General features: G+C 48.3%; 15 protein-coding genes and 1 pseudogene. 10 read left to right on the top strand and 6 right to left on the bottom strand.

Features of this window, described 5'->3' with window-relative positions; all coding sequences use genetic code 11:
- The first annotated feature begins 17 nt into the window (after nt 1-17).
- The 5 genes from VFA_RS22070 to VFA_RS22050 all read left to right on the top strand — a co-directional run bounded on the left by VFA_RS22070 (nt 18) and on the right by VFA_RS22050 (nt 4,984).
- Complete coding sequence (locus VFA_RS22070; RefSeq protein WP_004729392.1) at nt 18-632, top strand: YfgM family protein; 615 nt, start codon at nt 18-20, stop codon at nt 630-632.
- 12 nt (nt 633-644) lie between these two features.
- Complete coding sequence (gene bamB / locus VFA_RS22065; protein WP_004729391.1) at nt 645-1,802, top strand: outer membrane protein assembly factor BamB; 1,158 nt, start codon at nt 645-647, stop codon at nt 1,800-1,802.
- 205 nt (nt 1,803-2,007) lie between these two features.
- Nucleotides 2,008-3,495: a ribosome biogenesis GTPase Der gene (gene der / locus VFA_RS22060; protein ID WP_004729389.1), complete on the top strand. Its 1,488-nt coding sequence runs from the start codon at nt 2,008-2,010 to the stop codon at nt 3,493-3,495.
- Nucleotides 3,496-3,568: 73 nt separating this feature from the next.
- Entirely contained in the window at nt 3,569-4,453 is an 885-nt protein-coding gene (locus VFA_RS22055) for a hypothetical protein (protein WP_004729387.1), read from the top strand.
- 306 nt (nt 4,454-4,759) lie between these two features.
- A complete protein-coding gene (locus VFA_RS22050) occupies nt 4,760-4,984 on the top strand; it encodes a zinc ribbon domain-containing protein (protein WP_014205644.1) in 225 nt (74 codons plus the stop codon).
- On the opposite strand, the gene xseA is transcribed toward VFA_RS22050, so the two are convergent.
- A complete protein-coding gene (gene xseA / locus VFA_RS22045) occupies nt 4,978-6,315 on the bottom strand; it encodes an exodeoxyribonuclease VII large subunit (RefSeq protein ID WP_370447168.1) in 1,338 nt (445 codons plus the stop codon). The two genes, VFA_RS22050 and xseA, sit on opposite strands and share 7 nt — an antisense overlap.
- A gap of 214 nt (nt 6,316-6,529) precedes the next feature.
- On the opposite strand from xseA, the gene guaB reads away from it, so the two are divergent.
- The 4 genes from guaB (at nt 6,530) to VFA_RS22025 (ending at nt 11,779) form a co-directional block, all read left to right on the top strand.
- A complete protein-coding gene (gene guaB, locus VFA_RS22040) occupies nt 6,530-7,993 on the top strand; it encodes an IMP dehydrogenase (RefSeq protein ID WP_004729383.1) in 1,464 nt (487 codons plus the stop codon).
- 127 nt (nt 7,994-8,120) lie between these two features.
- On the top strand, nt 8,121-9,674 hold the full coding sequence (gene guaA, locus VFA_RS22035) for a glutamine-hydrolyzing GMP synthase (RefSeq protein ID WP_004729380.1): 1,554 nt from the start codon (nt 8,121-8,123) through the stop codon (nt 9,672-9,674).
- Nucleotides 9,675-9,981: 307 nt separating this feature from the next.
- Nucleotides 9,982-11,169, top strand: a complete 1,188-nt coding sequence (locus tag VFA_RS22030; protein ID WP_004729379.1) for a tyrosine-type recombinase/integrase — start codon at nt 9,982-9,984, stop codon at nt 11,167-11,169.
- 406 nt (nt 11,170-11,575) lie between these two features.
- On the top strand, nt 11,576-11,779 hold the full coding sequence (locus VFA_RS22025) for a hypothetical protein (RefSeq protein ID WP_140209439.1): 204 nt from the start codon (nt 11,576-11,578) through the stop codon (nt 11,777-11,779).
- 9 nt (nt 11,780-11,788) lie between these two features.
- Here VFA_RS22025 and VFA_RS22020 read toward each other — a convergent pair whose 3' ends face one another.
- Entirely contained in the window at nt 11,789-12,319 is a 531-nt protein-coding gene (locus VFA_RS22020; protein ID WP_038152793.1) for a hypothetical protein, read from the bottom strand.
- A 557-nt stretch (nt 12,320-12,876) separates the two neighbouring features.
- A pseudogene (locus VFA_RS24310) lies at nt 12,877-13,080 on the bottom strand (DUF6338 family protein); the annotation flags it as partial.
- 416 nt (nt 13,081-13,496) lie between these two features.
- On the opposite strand from VFA_RS24310, the gene VFA_RS22010 reads away from it, so the two are divergent.
- On the top strand, nt 13,497-14,915 hold the full coding sequence (locus tag VFA_RS22010; RefSeq protein ID WP_004729373.1) for a hypothetical protein: 1,419 nt from the start codon (nt 13,497-13,499) through the stop codon (nt 14,913-14,915).
- Between the two features lie 773 nt (nt 14,916-15,688).
- Here the strand turns inward: VFA_RS22010 and VFA_RS22000 are convergent.
- The 3 genes from VFA_RS22000 to VFA_RS21990 form a co-directional block, all read right to left on the bottom strand.
- The gene (locus tag VFA_RS22000) at nt 15,689-15,961 is read right to left on the bottom strand and encodes a hypothetical protein (protein WP_038152791.1); all 273 of its coding nucleotides are present in this window, start codon (nt 15,959-15,961) and stop codon (nt 15,689-15,691) included.
- Nucleotides 15,962-16,354: 393 nt separating this feature from the next.
- Complete coding sequence (locus VFA_RS21995) at nt 16,355-18,100, bottom strand: EAL domain-containing protein (protein ID WP_004729371.1); 1,746 nt, start codon at nt 18,098-18,100, stop codon at nt 16,355-16,357.
- Nucleotides 18,101-18,122: 22 nt separating this feature from the next.
- Complete coding sequence (locus VFA_RS21990) at nt 18,123-18,335, bottom strand: hypothetical protein (protein ID WP_038152787.1); 213 nt, start codon at nt 18,333-18,335, stop codon at nt 18,123-18,125.
- Nucleotides 18,336-19,333: the final 998 nt, after the last annotated feature.

Here is a 19,333-nt window from a genome sequence, read left to right as displayed (position 1 = left end):
TACTAAGAGGACAGGAAGTGGAACTCTACGATACTGAAGAACAACAAGTTGAAGCGATCAAAGATTGGTGGAAAGAGAACGGCAAAGCCGTGATCTTTGGCGCTGTGATCGGCTTGGGTGGTTTGTTTGGCTGGCGTTTTTATCAAGATTCTGTGACGTCAGGACAAGAAGCCGCTTCAGCAAGTTACACCAAGGCAATTCAAACGCTGACAACCAAAGGCGTTGATGGTGAAGCCGACGTACAAAGCTTTATCGACAGCAATTCGAAATCTGAATACGCTGTTTTGGCGGCAATGCAACTGGCGAAAGCACAAGTGCAAGCCGGTCAACTCGATGAAGCGCTGGCTCAGCTTGAGTGGGCGAAAAATGCGACCGGTGATGCGGCGCTGAAACCGGTGATCACGTACCGCGTGGCACGTCTGCAAGCAGAACAAGGCAACTTTGATGCGGCGTTGAGCGAATTGGCAACCATCAAAGAGCAAAGCTGGACGGGCCGTGTGGCTGAATTGCGTGGTGATATTTCTCTGCGTAAAGGCGACAAAGAGGCCGCTTATGCTGCCTACGCTGAAGCACAGCAAGCGGATGATGCGAGTCAAACGCTGCAAATGAAACTGGATGATCTGGCCAAATAAGGGCACACCTTGATGAAAAAGATGTTCAACAAAGTGCTCTTGTCTGCCGCAGTTCTCGGGCTGCTAGCTGGATGTGCGGGCGAAGAAGAGAACGTCATCATGGCACCAGTGCCTGTGGTGAAAAGTGAGTTTACGCCAAAATCTGATTGGAGTGCTTCCGTCGGTGGCGGTGTTGGTCATTACTTCTCTAAACTGTCTCCGGAATCGGCCTACGGCAAGATTTACGTGGCCAGTCGTGATGGCGAAGTGAAAGCGCTTGATCCAAGTAACGGTAAAACGTTGTGGAATGTGGATCTGGAGCAAGACACGCCCGCGCGTTTGTCTGGCGGCATTGCGTCGGCATATGGTCAGATTTACATCGGCAGTGAAAACGGTGAAGTGATTGCACTGAACGCAGAAACCGGTGAAGAAGCTTGGCGTGCGAACGTTGAAGGTGAAGTGTTGGCAGCCCCAGTTGCAGATAGCAGTTTGGTGATTGTGAACACCAGCCGTGGCGCTTTGATCGCGCTGGATGAGAAAACCGGCGAGCAAAAGTGGACCATCAGTACTGAAGTTCCGAACCTGACCTTGCGTGGCGACAGTCGCCCAGTGGCGGCATCGGGTGGCGTATTCTGGGGAACATCCGGTGGCCGTTTGGCCGCGGCGATTTCTGAGCGTGGTCAGCTGATTTGGCAACAACCCGTTGGGCAGCCGAAAGGCGCCACGGAAATCGACCGTCTGGTCGATGTGGATTCGTCTCCGCTGATTATTGGCGCAACCCTGTATACCGTGGGTTTCAATGGTCAGCTAATTGCTATCGATCTGCGTTCGGGTAACCCGATGTGGAAACGAAATTACTCGTCGTCAACGGACATTGCCAGCGATGGTGGTCGTCTGTTTGTGATTACCGATAAAGATCACGTGATTGCTGTGGATGCTCGCAGTGGCACGGAGCTGTGGAGCAACGATCAGTTACAAAACCGTTTGTTGACAGCACCTGTGCTGATCAATGGTTTTGTGGTGGTCGGTGACAGCGAAGGATACTTGCATTGGATTGACCGCAGCACGGGCGAGTTTGTCGCTCAGCAACTGGTCAATGACAGCGGTTTCGCCGTGAGTCCCTTGGCATTATCCGACGGTTATCTGGTGATCACGCGTGATGGCAAAATAAAGAAACTGACGATCCAGTAATATTTCGTGATATAATTCACAAACGGCTCCTAGCTGGTAACAGTTAGGAGCCGTTTTATACTTTTCGCCCATAGAAGTTGCCTACTCGCACTTCAACGGCGTGAAGTCATTGGCATTCACCTTGTGGTTATAGGTAAAAATTTAGCGCTTGTGAAAGAGTGTTTACCTATAACTACATAAGAAAAGAATCATTGTAGAGGTTGTTATGATACCTGTAGTTGCTCTTGTTGGGCGTCCGAACGTAGGTAAATCGACGCTATTTAACCGACTCACCCGCACACGAGATGCACTGGTAGCGGACTTCCCAGGTTTGACTCGTGACCGTAAATACGGTCAGGCAAAACTGGGCGAACATGAATTCATCGTGATCGATACCGGCGGTATTGATGGCAGCGAAGAAGGCGTTGAAACCAAAATGGCGGCACAATCGCTTGCCGCGATTGATGAAGCGGATGTGGTGCTGTTTATGGTGGATGGCCGTGCTGGCCTGACCGTAGCGGATGAAGCGATTGCGAACCACTTACGCCGTGTTGAGAAAAATGCGATTTTGGTGGTGAACAAAGTTGACGGCATTGATGCGGAAACCGCCAGTGCTGAATTCTGGCAGCTTGGCGTTGATCAGATGTTCCAAATCGCGGCGGCACATGGCCGTGGTGTGGGCGCGTTGATTGATCGTGCGCTGAACCCACTGGCGGAACAAATGCAGCAAGAAGAAGCGGCACTGGAAGACTTAACCGGTTTCGTGGATGCTGAGCAAGAAGAGAAGCTGGATTACACCGAAGAAGAAGCGGAAGAAGCGTACAAACGTCTGCAAGATCAACCGATCAAGCTGGCGATTATCGGTCGTCCGAACGTGGGTAAATCAACGCTGACAAACCGCATTCTGGGTGAAGAACGCGTGGTGGTGTACGACATGCCGGGCACGACGCGCGACTCCATTTACATTCCGATGCAACGTGATGAGCGTGAATACGTCTTGATCGATACCGCAGGTGTTCGTCGTCGTAAACGCATCAACGAAACCGTTGAAAAATTCTCGGTGGTGAAAACCCTCAAAGCGATTGAAGATGCAAACGTCGTGCTGCTGGTGGTGGACGCGCGTGAGAACATCTCCGACCAAGATTTGAGCTTGCTGGGCTTTGCACTGAACGCGGGTCGCTCGATCGTGATTGCTGTGAACAAGTGGGATGGTCTGGATACTGACGTGAAAGAGCGCGTGAAGAAAGAGCTAGACCGTCGTCTGGGCTTTGTTGACTTCGCACGTATTCACTTTATTTCCGCGCTGCACGGTACGGGTGTCGGTCACCTGTTCGAATCGGTTCAGGAAGCTTACCGCTCTGCAACCACTCGTGTGGGGACTTCAGTACTGACGCGTATTATGAAAATGGCAACCGAAGATCACCAGCCACCTTTGGTGCGTGGTCGCCGCGTAAAACTGAAATATGCGCACGCTGGGGGTTACAACCCGCCGATCATCGTGATTCACGGTAACCAGGTGAATGAACTGCCGGATTCTTACAAACGTTATCTGATGAACTACTACCGTAAGTCATTGGATATCATGGGAACACCAATTCGCATTCAGTTCCAGAACAGTGAAAACCCATTTGAGGGTAAAACCAATAAGATGACCCTGTCTCAAGAACGCAAACGCAAGCGTCTGATGACCATGATGAAAGATCGCAAAAAATAAAAACAAAGCCCGGGTTTAGCCCGGGCTTTTTGCTATTCTGTGCCCACGAAATCAATCTCACTGAGAAGTTTGTATGTCTTACACGCCAACGATCGTAACGTTTACGCAATCGTGTCACACGCTCACCAGCCAAGTACAATTGGTTCAATCATCCTCAGACAAGCTGTATGTGGTCACGCACAGCACGCCGTTTCATCCCGTGAGTCATATTTGGCCGGATCACCCGGCTGACCAAGGAACGCTCCATTCTGCGCACGGAACGTTTGCCGTTGTTGATTGCCAAGTCGGTTCGATTGAATTGGCAACAGGCCATCTCTCGGTTGGGCAGGCGATTCCGGTGAAGCGTGACGCACCGGGGTGGGTGTTTGTGGTGGTTCATGTGCTTGAGGCTGAAGTCAACGCTGTAGCTTTAGGAGAGACCGTGACACTCACCGTGAACGCAGCCTATCAGCAACGCCTTAGTCGTGGTCACAGCGCCGGACATCTGGCTTATTTAGCGCTTAACAAGGTGCTGGCGAAGGGATATTGGCGGAAAGACGCCGATCGCAAAGACCCGCACGGCCATTGTGATTTTAATAGCTACGCGCAGGTCACCAGCTTTGTAACAGAAGATCGCTGTGTCGATACCTATCGACTTGGTAAAACACTCCGTAAAAGAGGGTTAAACAGTGATGATATGCTAAATGACCTTGCGAGCATCGAAAAGCAAGTGAATCAGCAGTTGGTGGATTGGTTAGCGTTGCGATCGCCAATGATGGTATCGCGCGATGGGGATGCGCTCACCGATTCTCGTTACTGGGAGTGTGATTTACATGAAGGCGAAATCGCACGTATCCCTTGTGGCGGAACGCATGCAACGAGTTTGTGTGATTACCAAAGCATCGTTGTGAACTTGCAAATACGGGATGACCAACACATCGAAATGCACACGCATGTAACACCAGCCTCGGAAGAATGATCTTTTTATTAAATTCTGATAGTTTGGCTTATTTAAATTATCATTAGATTTTAAGTCTGTTTAAAATCCAAAAACAGGATATGTAACTTATGCTTTCGGTGTGTGGTTATATAAATGTTCTTTTGAGGGGAGATCGCTGATCAACGTGAATAAAGCAGATGATCGGACGACGATCTTTTAAAGCAAGGATAGCAGCATCGCTTGAGGAAAGCCGATGAGGTTGAAGATGCTGTGATAAAGATCAAGGTGATGTATCCTTTTGTTTTGGATCATCAAATGACAAATAGCATGCATGAGAGAAACGCGATGAATAACCCTTGCCCGACCTGCCAGCAGCCATTGGTGTGGGATGGTCAGTATCACTGCACGCAGTGTGACGAACACTTTAAGAAAGTGGGCTTTTGCCCGGATTGCGGTGCGGAACTAGAAAAGTTACAAGCGTGTGGTGCGGCGAATTACTTTTGTCATCACTGCAATGAACTGAAATCCAAATCGCGAGTCCGATTTGAATTTCACAAGCAGGATCATTGAACGGTGGAGTGAATCTCACCATCGGCTAAACGGGTGACGAGTTGGTCGCCCGTTTTGACATCTGAAGCTTGGCGCACAATCTCACCTTGTGACGTTTGAGTAATCGAATAACCGCGCGACAGGGTAGCGAGTGGGCTGACGGTGTCGAGTTTGTCGATAAGCCGCGTAAAGCGGTGACGAGACGAAACCAGTTGGCGCTGCATGGCATCAATCAAACTTCGTTCGCGCAAGGCGAGGGTGTAATGCTGCTCGCGTAGGGTTTTCTCTGGCGATTGCAATTGCAGGCGATGCTGTTGTTTGGCCACGTGTTGACGTGTTTGGTTGAGCTGTTTCTGAATCGCGCGTTCGAGACGCATACTCAACTCATCAAGTTGCTGCTGCTGACGTTGCAACCGGTACATCGGGTGCTGCTTGTCCAAGCGATACTGTAATTGCTTCAGCGCCCCTTTTTGTTCAGAAACGTAATGGCGCATCGCGCTGGACAGCTTGTGCTCGTATCCCTGAAATGCTTGTTTTTTATGACTGTTGTCTCGGCTAACCAGTTCTGCCGCCGCCGATGGCGTTGGCGCGCGGACGTCAGCGACAAAATCAGCGATGGTCACATCGATTTCATGGCCAACTGCGCTGATGATAGGGATTTGACTGGCCGCAATGGTGCGCGCCACGATCTCATGGTTAAAACACCATAAATCTTCCAACGAGCCACCGCCCCGTCCAACAATCAACACATCACATTCTTCGCGGGCATTGGCGCGGCCAATGGCTTGCGCAATCTGAATTGCGGCATCTTCCCCTTGGACGAGGGTCGGATAAATGATGATGGGCAAGCTGGGATCTCGGCGTTTAAGCACCTGCAGAATATCGTGTAGGGCAGCGCCGGTTTTGGAGGTAATCACACCCACGCAGCGCGGGTGTTCCGGCAGGGGGTGTTTGAGTGTCTGTGCAAACAGGCCTTCTGCGGCCAGTTGCATTTTGAGCTGATCGAATTCTTGTTGAAGACGACCGTCGCCTTCCGGCTGCATGCTCTCAATGATGATCTGATAATCCCCACGCGGCTCGTAAAGCGACAAGCGGGCTTTGACCAGTACTTGCTGACCATTTTGCGGCTTAAAGCGAACGAAGCGATTACTGCCCTTGAACATCGCACATTTGACTTGTGCACGGGAGTCTTTGAGGGTGAGGTACCAGTGTCCGGAGACGGGCGCGGAGAAGTTCGAGATTTCGCCAATCAACCACACAATGCCCATTTCATTTTCCAGTAACAACCGGACTTCAGCATTGAGACGGGAAACCGTATAGATGTTTGGATTGGTCAAAGAGGACTCGCTAATTTGCTCAGACGTGGGTATGGAAATTAGCGGCAATATAATACATATCAAGGGGGTAATTGCAAATAAAAAATGAAAAAATGAGTGGTCAAGCGATTGCTCTGGGCGTATAATCCGTCCGCAATATCTAATCCAAATGCAGCATCGCTGCACTCATTATGCGAAACGATGAGGCTTGGATTGTTCTTTTTACTCCTTATATTGTGAGATATTGCAAATGCTAAGAATTGCCAAAGAAGCGCTGACATTCGATGACGTCCTACTTGTGCCAGCACACTCCACCGTTCTCCCAAATACCGCTGATCTTCGCACTCAGCTGACGAAAAACATCCAACTGAACATCCCAATGATCTCTGCGTCGATGGATACCGTGACGGAAGCTCGTCTGGCTATCGCTCTTGCGCAGGAAGGTGGCATTGGCTTTATCCACAAAAACATGTCTATTGAGCAACAGGCTGCTGAAGTTCGTCAGGTGAAGAAATTTGAAGCTGGCGTGGTTACCGATCCGGTCACCGTAAGCCCTGATGCAACCATCGCTGATGTGATCGCCCTGACTGAAAAGCACGGTTTTGCGGGTTTCCCTGTGGTGACTGAAAGCCACGAGCTGGTGGGGATCATCACGGGTCGTGACGTTCGTTTTGTGACGGATTTGTCGAAGAAAGTCTCTGTGGTTATGACGCCGAAAGAGCGTCTTGCATCGGTCAAAGAAGGTGCGACTCGCACTGAAGTTCAAGAAAAAATGCACGAAGCACGCGTTGAAAAAGTATTGGTCGTGAACGATGAGTTCCAACTGACCGGTATGATCACCGCCAAAGACTTCCATAAAGCTGAACGTAAACCTAACGCATGTAAAGATGCACGTGGTCGCCTACGTGTTGGTGCTGCGGTTGGCGCTGGTGCTGGCAACGAAGCGCGTGTCGCTGCTCTTGTTGAAGCGGGCGTAGACGTTCTGCTGATTGACTCTTCACACGGTCACTCTGAAGGTGTTCTTAACCGCATTCGTGAAACGCGCGCGGCTTACCCAGATCTAGATATCATTGGCGGTAACGTTGCAACTGGCGCAGGCGCTAAAGCGCTGATCGAAGCGGGTGTGAGTGCTGTGAAAGTGGGTATCGGCCCTGGTTCTATCTGTACAACTCGTATCGTGACAGGCGTTGGTGTACCTCAAATCACTGCGATTTCTGATGCGGCTGAAGTGGCGGGTCAATACGGTATTCCTGTTATTGCGGACGGCGGTATCCGTTTCTCTGGCGACATCTGTAAAGCGATTGCAGCTGGCGCATCTTGTGTGATGGTTGGCTCAATGTTCGCAGGGACTGAAGAAGCACCGGGCGAAGTGATTCTGTACAACGGTCGTTCTTACAAAGCTTACCGCGGTATGGGTTCTCTGGGCGCGATGTCTCAAGGTTCTTCTGACCGTTACTTCCAATCCGATAATGCAGCGGACAAACTGGTTCCTGAAGGTATCGAAGGCCGTATCGCGTACAAAGGTCGCCTGAAAGAGATCGTTCACCAACAAATGGGTGGTTTACGTTCAAGCATGGGTCTGACCGGTTCTGCGACCATTGAAGATATGCGTACGAAAGCTGAATTTGTACGAATCTCTGGCGCGGGTATGGCAGAGTCTCACGTACACGACGTTCAAATCACGAAAGAAGCACCAAACTATCGTTTGGGTTAATCAACGTCGCATTGATTTTTCTCGAATGAGAAAACAACGTAAACGTTTGCTTTTTCCTTGAAGCATTAATAAGAGGCGAGTACACTCGCCTCGGTTTTAATCACTTAGCCCTAAAAGACTGCTCAAAATGACTAAAAATATCCATGACCAACGTATTCTGATCCTGGACTTCGGTTCTCAGTACACTCAACTTGTGGCGCGTCGCGTCCGTGAAATCGGCGTTTATTGCGAACTGTGGAGCTGGGATGTTGAAGAAGCGGATATTCGCGAATTCAATCCAGACGGCATCATTCTATCTGGTGGTCCGGAAAGCGTAACGGAAGCGAACTCGCCCCGTGCACCGCAATACGTTTTTGACTCAGGCGTGCCTGTGCTGGGCGTATGTTACGGCATGCAAACCATGGCTGAACAGCTGGGTGGTAAAGTTGCGGGCTCTGACGAGCGTGAGTTTGGCTACGCACAAGTGAAAGTGTCTGGTGAGTCTGCGCTGTTCAAAAATCTTGAAACCACACAAGACGTTTGGATGAGCCACGGCGACAAAGTTGTCGAGATTCCTGCTGATTTCGTCAAAGTCGGTGAGACAGACACCTGTCCTTACGCTGCGATGGCAAACGAAGAGAAAAAATACTACGGCGTACAGTTCCACCCTGAAGTGACACACACCAAAGGCGGCCTGCAAATGCTGGAAAACTTTGTGCTGGGTGTTTGTGGTTGTGAGCGTCTATGGACGTCTGAATCGATCATTGAAGACGCGGTTGCTCGCATCAAAGAGCAAGTGGGCGATGATGAAGTGATCCTTGGCCTGTCTGGCGGTGTGGATTCGTCAGTTGTGGCGATGTTGGTTCACCGTGCTATTGGCGACAAACTGACCTGTGTGTTTGTTGACAACGGTCTGCTACGCCTGAACGAAGGTCAGCAAGTGATGGATATGTTCGGCGATAAATTCGGTCTGAACATCATCAAAGTGGACGCAGAAGAGCGCTTCCTTGATGCACTGAAAGGCAAGTCTGATCCAGAAGACAAACGTAAAACGATCGGTCACGTGTTTGTCGACGTATTCGATGAAGAGTCGAAGAAACTGAAAAACGCGAAATGGTTGGCGCAAGGCACCATCTACCCAGACGTGATCGAATCTGCCGCGTCAAAAACTGGTAAAGCGCACGTGATTAAATCACACCACAACGTGGGCGGTCTGCCTGACGACATGGAAATGGGCTTGGTTGAACCATTGCGTGAGCTGTTTAAAGATGAAGTGCGTAAGATTGGCCTAGAGCTTGGTCTGCCGTACAACATGCTTTACCGCCACCCATTCCCAGGGCCAGGCCTTGGCGTTCGTGTGCTGGGCGAAATCAAGAAAGAATACTGTGACTTGCTACGTCGCGCAGACGCGATCTTCATTGAAGAACTTCATGCGGCTGACCTATACGACAAAGTGTCTCAAGCATTCACCGTGTTCCTCCCTGTACGCTCTGTGGGCGTGATGGGCGATGGCCGTAAGTATGACTGGGTTGTTTCATTGCGTGCCGTTGAAACCATCGATTTCATGACTGCGCATTGGGCACACCTGCCATACGACTTCCTTGGCAAAGTGTCAAACCGCATCATCAACGAAGTGAACGGTATCTCTCGCGTGGTTTACGATATTTCAGGTAAGCCGCCAGCAACTATCGAGTGGGAATAATCCTCCTTTAAGATAGGTCTGGCATTAACAGGCACTAAATCATACTTAAGTCCGCGTAATTGCGGACTTTTTTTGTTTTTGGCTTAGTCATTTTTGGCAATGTCTGGCAACACCAAGCACGGTTTGACCGTGGTATTTTGATGGGTATGATTCATCGGTAATGCCATGGATTACGCCCGATACCATGCTGAGTGTTTTTGATGGGGCATGGTATTAAATTTATATATCTATCTGTTTTGTAAAGATTAATCTCTAGTTTTTTAGAGGTTTTTCAGCATGGTATCAAACAATAATAATAGGTCGAAACATGCTCACTGATACCAAGCTACGCAATCTCAAACCCAAAGATAAGCTTTACAAAGTCAATGACCGTGATGGCCTCTATGTTGCTGTGACCACTGCGGGCTCTATTTCTTTTCGCTACAACTACTCGATCAATGGAAGGCAAGAAACCATTACCTTTGGTCGCTATGGAGTAGGAGGCATCACGTTAGCAGAAGCGCGTGAGCGTCTCAATGAAGCGAAGAGAATGGTTACTGATGGAAAGTCGCCGGCCAAAGAGAAAGCACGTGCGAAGGCGAGAACGAAAGATGCTGAAACATTTGGTGCCTGGGCTCAGAAATGGCTTCGTGGCTATCAGATGGCCGACTCTACCCGGGATATGCGTCGTTCAGTCTATGCCCGAGAGTTAGAGGGAAAGTTTGGAAATCAGAAGCTCACCGAAATCACTCATGAAGATCTACGAGCATTGACTGACGCGATAGTAGAGCGGGGAGCTCCGGCTACTGCTGTGCATACGCGTGACATTGTACTTCAGGTGTATCGATGGGCGATTGAGAGAGGGCAGAAAGTTGAGAACCCGGCAGACTTTGTGAGGCCCGCAAGTATCGCTCGATTTGAACCAAGAGACCGAACGTTAACACCGGTTGAGATTGGTTTGATGTACCGCTATATGGAAAAGGTAGGAACCACGCCTTCGATTCGTGCTGCGGTAAAGTTGCTATTGCTGACTATGGTACGCAAAAGCGAATTAACCAATGCAACCTGGAGCGAAATTAACTTTAGCGAAGCGTTGTGGACGATTCCTAAAGAGAGGATGAAACGGCGTAACCCTCACCTGGTATTTTTGTCACGCCAGGCGATGGACATTCTGATCGCCTTGAAGACATTTGCCGGTGGGTCTGATTACATTCTTCCTTCCCGTTATGACTCTGATGCTCCCATGAGTAGTGCGACGATGAACCGAGTCATGGATTTGACATACAAGGCCGCACAAAAGGAAGGTCAGTCACTAAGTAAGTTTGGGCCGCATGACCTGCGTCGAACAGCGAGTACACTGCTACATGAAGCCGGATACAACACGGATTGGATAGAAAAATGCCTTGCGCACGAACAGAAAGGGGTGAGAGCAGTTTACAACAAAGCCGAGTACCGAGAACAGCGCGCGGCCATGTTGCAGGATTGGGCTGACATGATTGATGAGTGGACCACTTAGTATCTTGCTATCAATTATACGAGTAAGTCTTAACTTGATCTGTCAGATGTGGTTAATAGAAATTAATCACATCTGACCGCCATATAAATACCATTTTTGACTCGTCTCATTTTAAGCTTGTTAAGGTAACTGACATTCAACGTAACTGATTTTTGGACAGAAATTTGTTAGATCTGACGCTCTAGAACGTTTCTGTCGGATTAGGAAAAGGGTTCTTCTCCGCTTAGGTCAATGAAAGCAATAGGAGAATAACGCACGGTTATCCATTCATAAGTCCGGGTACAGGTTGCTTTAAACTCAGTACGAAACGACAGAAAACAGGTGCTTTAGCACACACTAACGTAAGTAAAATATGTTGCATAATCTCACCAATGAGATTAATCTAATAAAAGTATTGATACACACAATGGATTTAGACACTGTGACGACACCATTGGCACCAACATTTGAGTACGACGGAAAGCACTATCATTTCAGGGTTAAGGATGAGACCATTCTGTCAATATCAGATACAGTGATCACGCACGAAATAGCAGAAATCATCTACATCGCAATTGTTAAAGGGATGCAACTGGCTATTTCGCCGGGAGAAATTGAATACATAGTCTAATCTGGTGGGTTAGTTGTGAAAGTTCGGGTCGTCGACATACCACTGTTTGTTGAACTCGTTAAAATCTTCAGTTTGTTTGGCAAGGACACTGATCCAACGTCCACGCCAACTGTCAAACGCTCTCGTGCCGTCAGGTCGGTAGAGATTCTCGGTAAAAATTTTCCGCCGGTCACCCTCGGTCTGCTGACTTTGTTTATGCCCCAATTGTTGAAAATATTCACCTTTCAGAGTAAATTTTTCCCGACCTTTTGCGGCAAGAATGACCTTATCAAATGACTGTTCCCGCATGGCTTCAGCGTATTGAACCAGCACCGCGAATACATCCTCTCCTCCTTTATCCGCGCTGATACTACGCAAATCCAGCACCAGCACCGAAGGACGCAGATAATTTTCATAGTGCGCATTCAAATCGATCCATGATGCACGAGTGTTCGATTGGGTGATGGTTTTTAATGGCTTTAAGACTGAAAAATAATTGAAAGAAAGAATGGCTGCAGTCAATCCAATAATGAAAGCCGAGCAAATTGTATCCCACTTCATGTGTTCACTTCCCTAAAACAACCTCAATTATCCTTAGCTATCCGGCTTTATGGATGCATCAGCGAAATGTCACTTTTTTTCCACATTTCTGACACATATACACTTCTCTTATACCGAAAAATTTATGCCAAATATTACGTTTAACACGTTGTAGACTGCCTAAGTGATTACACTGCATAAACTTGTCCTCCGTGACCTCTCATAATCAACTTATATCACATTACATCAACAAGTCACATCCGTTAACCATAACTATTAACAATAAGTGCAATGAATTTTCACAAGAAGAATTAACAGCGTTAATCTGCCAATACTTTGGCGGGTTATCTCTCAACCCACACATTTAAGAAGATTTCCATCATGAAGCGGGAGTCTTAGTTTGTAAAGTGGAACTAAATCGGGTGATATCCTTTTTAGAGTTTCTTTCTCACCTTTCCAGCTCTTACTAGCCTTCAATTTCATTATATTATCTAAGGTAACTAAAGAAATGCCAAAGTGTTCTTTATCTTCACCTGTATAGCTTAAGGTTGGTGCTTTTGAGGTATGCCATCTAACTAGTATTCAGCACACATCCTCACTATTCCATATTCGATTACAACGACGATAGCTTGAATAAAAATCGTGAATATCAAAGCCTGAACTACCCTCTCGAACTGTGAAGGTTTTGGATAAGAGGTCAAGCTATAGAACATCCACGCAGCAACGAAACCGGGTAATAAATACTGAAGTAATGTGATGATATCATTGGTTAAATTTTCCATTTTCCTCCCTGATGGCTAGCGCCAAGTTAAGCAATTAGCAAAGCTACCACCGAACCTAAACCATTGCACCATAATCACAAAACCCAACGATGGAATGAAAAATACCATGCGTTGGGAATCAGTGGCGATTCAGAATAAGAAAAAATAGGTCAAATCCCTGTGTATAGAAATGAGACACAACACAATTCTAGCTTAGGAGGGGGCAAAAGTGGATTACAGTTATTAAATGGGAAGTGTTTTTCCTCATACTCTTCAACTAATGCAGCTAACTTTTCAAATTCACCACCTTCAGGAGTCTCTGGTTTGGCTGTGGCCTACAGAAATCATATCCGATTCAAACCAATGCATAATTGTTTATTGATTTGCCTGATTTATACTTTCTATCAATAACAACAATGACATGATGGGCTCACAAGATGACCAATAAGGTTCTATTTCCAGCGTTACTATTGCTCACCGCAATGTTAACGGGCTGCACTTATGGGATGCACCAGGCAATTTGGGGGCACAGTGATGAACCCACGGAGACGCCTGAAGAGATGACCAAATCCTCTCAATACGTTATCAACCGTATGGAACAGTACTGCCTAGATTCCACCAAAGCGTGGAAAGGTAATTCATGCCGCTTTACGTTCAACACACAATGGGATTTCTGGGGACGTTCAGGAGATTGGTTTGAAGCAATGACACGCGGTATCGGTACGTTCGATCAAGTTCTGAAGGAGCACTACCCTATCGTCGCGGGTGGACACGTGGTGAGTTACTACTTTAGAAGAGGTTGGGACAGCACTCAGACTCGCTCTTGGCGATATGTCCTTGGTGATGGCTCAACAATATTGACGATCGACAGAACGTGGAAAAACCTTCCCAACGAAGTTGAAACCGCAATCGTTGAAGAGCAGATTACCTTTGTCATTGGGTTTGAATCGAGTCACCCATGCCTCAAGTCATCATCCTACCTTTCGATGAGAAAGTGTGAGGGCTTTATGGACTCACTGCACAAGACACCAGAACAGTTTCAGGAAGCGGATTTATCCCGAACAGCCGCGTCCATTAAGCGTGTTAATACCTCACTTGCTTACCTGGCAGCCAAAGGAGATAAGAGTTCCGAAGCATCTAAAGCCTACAACCAGATGGTTGCAGAACAGAAGAAACGAGATAGTGAAGCGGTCAGCGCAGGTATCCGCCAAGGGTTGGCAAACTTCGATACTAGCGTTAAAACACTGCCTACATACAGCCAATCGAATACTAACAACTACATTCCCCGACCGAACCTGAGTAAGCAGTACGCGCAAATCCAACCGACTTACATGGATCGCATGGAAAAGAGAGAGCAGGCTCTGGCTACGATGAAAAGTGCTACCCAAGCCGGAAATAAAACAACGACGGCACCATCTGTCGCGTCTGCTGCTTCAAGTCAACCGTCAACCAACGGGACAACCGTTCAGGCTAACCCAACTCAACAAACCGGTGCGAATGCTAAACCTATAAGTACAGCACGAACTAAAGACTTCAAAGAGGCGATTGCCTACTGCTGGACGCTCAAAGAGCCGAAGAGTGGTCAGAAGGACATTTGGTTCTGCCACGGCCCCATCCAAAAAACATTAGTTGCGACCACTCTCCCGAAAGCTATGGAGTTGGTCGGTTGTGATTACCCAAATGCACTGAGAAAGTGGGATTTTAAAGATGGTGTGGTTCAAGCCTGTGACCTTGGTTTGGAAAACTACGATGAAGACGTCGCTAATCTCTACCAAGTGCCTTCGGTCATCACTAAGAATTTGCATCAGTATCGATGCAATCTGCCTTACCAAGGCAGATGCAGAACAACTCACTGAACTCAAGGGCGCTCGATTGGGCGCCTTGTTACTAATTTCGATTTCTGAGGTAGTTTACAATGCTTCATGAGTTGCGACCGGGAACGCATCTAGACATGTGTATCGTTGAGAAGATCCATTGTCCTCCATTTTATCGATTTTAGGTTGGAGGATTTACTTTTGAGCGCTTTAAACTGCATTCATTGCACGTCCAATTTATCGCAGAGCAAATAAAGGCAACCAAGAGCGTGGTCATGTATAAATGTACTGAGCCTGGTGAGATGACATCCAGATAAAAGTCATTGTTTAGAAACTCCAAACCAAACACGAATGCAAATGCCCAAGCCAGCCCCTTAGTGTATACATAGTGAAGAAAACCGTTGCGTCTTTGTAATAACCACTCTTGTCGCTGTTTCCTGTCCATACCTAACTCCTCCCTGAAAATTTCATAGAATGATGCGCTACAATGACAACAGCGTGAGTGTCATTGTCCATCGCAGTAAAGCCCAGAGTCTGCGTTCAAGATGATGGCACTCACGTGCTGTGCTACATGAACTGAAACCCATTTGAGTTTCTGCGCTGGTTGCACATAGCAAAGAATACGGGCTTTCCCGTTTGACGATACGCGTTCGCAGTAACGGGGACGAATCATTACGAACGACGCCCCCTAGAGACCAGCAATGTGGCCTCTGTGACACTCGGCATTTATGTTAACTCGGGCGCAGAGAAGTACGTCAACGGAAACACGCTAACCATAGCAGTACCACGGTGATGGTGACATCATTCATCTTCAGTCACATCGACTTTCTCTCCAAGTCTCTGATTAATGCATCAGCAATATGCTCAGCCGTAAACGCGAAGATATTCAGCTCTGACGTTGCCAGCATCCCTTCAACCGGTCGCTCGAGATGAAAAACCATATCCCAGTATTGATAGTCAATCCAAAGCTTGAGCCAGTCATTCGTCAACTGTAAGCGAGCGCAGACCGGCTTATCGTCACTGAGACGAGTCTGCATATCGTCAATTGTCGCGATGATGAACTGTCTGGTATCGTCACAAATGAGCATCACACTCTTTCTCCATTCTAAATAGTGAGTGGTAGAAAAAGAGTAGTCAACGAACCGAAGACTTGCCTATGACCTGTCAGGGTCATTTGCTCAACGTTATTTTCAACACTCCTCAGGTGGAGTTCTCATTTAGGAGAGCGGCTATGTAACGGGTTCACTGCTATCGGTGTTTCTGCAAAGCACGCAGTACTGCGAATCACCATACAATCGACGCGCAAACACCAAGGCCATCGTCCCTGATGGGAATACGCCCAAATAGATTCGGCTTTCTATTTCAGCCTGCAGAGCACAGCCCAATCGGTGAACCTCATGGTGCCCTTGCGAATTCACACATTTATTTACGTAATATCGATTCATCCCTGACTTCCAGCCCAACGCAAACGAAAGACAACGCTACAATTTTAGCCGCTTTAAGAGATAGTGTGTAATGTCCGTTTCCGTCACCAAGCCTTTATAGCGATTATCGGAGACCAAAACGATGGGCAGAGAAAGCGCGCTCTCTTTGAGTAACGGGAGCACATCCGTGAGCAGCGCCTGTGCGTCCATGATGGTCAGTTGCGTATTCATCATACTGGCAACAGGCTTATTCCAGATGCCCGCTTCTTTCATAGTTTCATGTTCAGTTCCCATGGCCGGAGTCAGATGAAGATTGAGCTGAGCTTTGTCCACCAATCCGACACATTCCCCTTTGTTGATAACGGGGATCACATTAATGGCGTCGGGTTTTAAGTATTCGTTAGCCAGGATGAGCGGCTCACCGGGGTCTAAACGAGGCAGGCTTTTGCTGGCAATATTGAGTAAGGTGATGGCTTCTTCATCCGCATCCGAGCTATCCGTCAGGCCATCGGCATGCAGCTGTCGAAGTATCGTCTCGAGCTGTTTCTCCGCCTCCTGTAGGTCGCCATAATCAACCGGCTTAGCAAACAGGTACCCTTGCATATAGTCCACCCCCAGGTAAGACAGCAAACGGGCTTCGTCCGGCGTTTCGATACCTTCAGCAATCACCTCAACGTCCAGGCGGTGGCATAGTCTGACCAACAGCTTAATGACCTGGTAGTATTCCCCCCGCTCATGGCTGCGTTCAATCAGCTCGCGGCTGACTCTGAGGTACTGAAATTGTCCTTGGCTCAGTAGGTCAGCCAGTCGGAATCCCTCGGACAAGTCGTCCAGCGCAAACTGTACGCCCCGCTGACGAAACTCCGGAAGTAGCGTTGAGACATCGAGCGTTGCCGCAGGACTTTTGACTTCATTCATGTCGATGACAATGTGCCGTGGCTCGACCTGCTCCTGCTTCGCAAGCAGCACCATGCATTCCAGGACTTCGGACAAACTCTGTTGGGTATTCGGCGAAAGGTTGAGATTCAGGAAACGACCGGACTTTTTCAGCCACGGCGCACACTGGGAAAACGCGTTCTGGTAAGTCAGTAAATCCAACTCTGAGATGAGATTTAAATCTTCAGCGAGCCCAATCAACTCCGTGGTTGTCGCGTTAAGCGCCGCGTCCAGGTTAAAACGGCACAGCGCCTCATAGCCAGCCACCACCCAGTCCTGACACCGTATAATAGGTTGGTACTGAACGCCTATCGCGCCTTTCTCGATGGCATCTCGTACAAGGTCCTCTAACAGCACGTAGCGCTTAATCGTCAGTTGCAAATCGGTATCGTAGAACTGTATACGGCTTTTATGTCCGGCTTGCTGAGCCAATGTCGCCTGAGAAGCATGCACGACTGCCGTCTTCATGGAATGGGTGTCCTTCCCCAACACCGACACACCAACTTTCCCGGAAATTAAAAACCGATACATGCGCTCATCGGCCTGCTTCACTTCAGAAAAGAAATGACGAATGCTGAAATGAATCGCGCGGGCCTGGTTTTGGCTAATGCATATCGGTTCGCACACGTAGACCAACAGGAAATTCTGATTCAGATTCCCGACCACCTGAGCACTTTTCACGGTTTGCATGACTTTGTGGAAAACGTCAAACGCTCTGGGATCCAGACTGGCGGGCTTAATGGCAAGCACCAGCGAGATGTTCTGATACCGTGCGGTGTGCATTTTGGACTCCGCCGCCGAGATAAAAGCAGCCTGGTCCATGGTGCGTGACGATTCGGATTGAGTTGACGTTGATACGGGGGCCATCAGTGACTCCTTCGTTCTGCTCTCAGCCGCAAACTTCCATCGCGAGCTGGTGACGTAAAATTTGGACTTGTCGCTCTGCCGAGAGTTTCAGACTCCACGCCAGTTCGTACACTTCCTGAGAAACCTGACCTTGAAGATAACGGTGCTGCGTATGGTTATAGCTGGCTTCGAGCAGTGCCAGGCGTTCGCAGGCAGCATGGTATCGGTCCCAACTGTCAGCATGGCTGTGCATCATGGTTCACCTCTTACATCCATGTCGGTCGTGATGTGGTTATGCTTAACTGTAAACGAACGACGTTCTGTTCGTAAATCAATTTTGGAAGAATGGCGAGAGAACTGTGCGCTTAGTCATTGAAAAAAGAGCCGCCAAACGGCGGCTGCTTTGAGGGTTTATCAATCGTGATACTTACATTATAGAGGTTGGGTAGGGCCTCTATTCCCTCAGTATAGGCAAACGTGCATGACACGATGAACGGAGATGCGGAAATGTGACTCATGTCCTAATGACTCTGGTGAAACAAACCGCGCGGAACATGGGTTCGTCAATTGGTTCAGCGGCGATAGTACCAACTTAAGTTGCAGTCAGGGTCAAATTGGCAGCCTTGCCATACCGCATCATATCTTTGAGTCAGTTCGCGCAACAACCGATTCGCATCGGACAGGCTAACGCTCCCGGACATCCCACAAAGCTGGCATTGTTGGATAAAGTCTCTCGTGCAAAAAGCCTCGGGATAGCGAGTGCCAGGCACAACCAGCGCCTGAATAACCAGCAGCGCCTCATGGTAGACTCTTTCTTTCATCTCAAATCTCTCACACATTGCATGGGCACTTTTAAAAATCCGCCGCAACGTTGGCCGTAATACTGAGGTGGGCAATAGAGGCAGGATACCCACTTAAGGGTAGTTCGAGAGGTCCTACTTGTCAGTTTTGCAATCATGGCATTGATTATTCTGCCACGTTGTTTTAGTACAGGACATTCACTGAACAACCCCAGAGAAGCGCATGATTGTTAACTTTTATGAAGTCGCGCCCGATGGCACGCTATCTATCCGAAATCGAATTACGTCTGTCGACAATACCACTCCGCTATTGCCGAAACTGGATGAAACGGTGTTCTTCAAGGCACCCAGCGCTGGGTGTTATCGGGTGGCCAATATCGTCCATATNNNCGAACANNNNTCAGATGAGCCCACCTTTGCTCGGCTCTCCGAAGTCGATGTTCATTTGATGAAA

Origin of the sequence: Vibrio furnissii CIP 102972 (assembly GCF_000176175.1) — a bacterium.
Taxonomy (GTDB): Bacteria; Pseudomonadota; Gammaproteobacteria; order Enterobacterales; family Vibrionaceae; genus Vibrio; species Vibrio furnissii.
The sequence above is the reverse complement of the archived record's forward strand: the minus strand, read 5'-3'. Positions and strand labels throughout refer to the sequence as shown.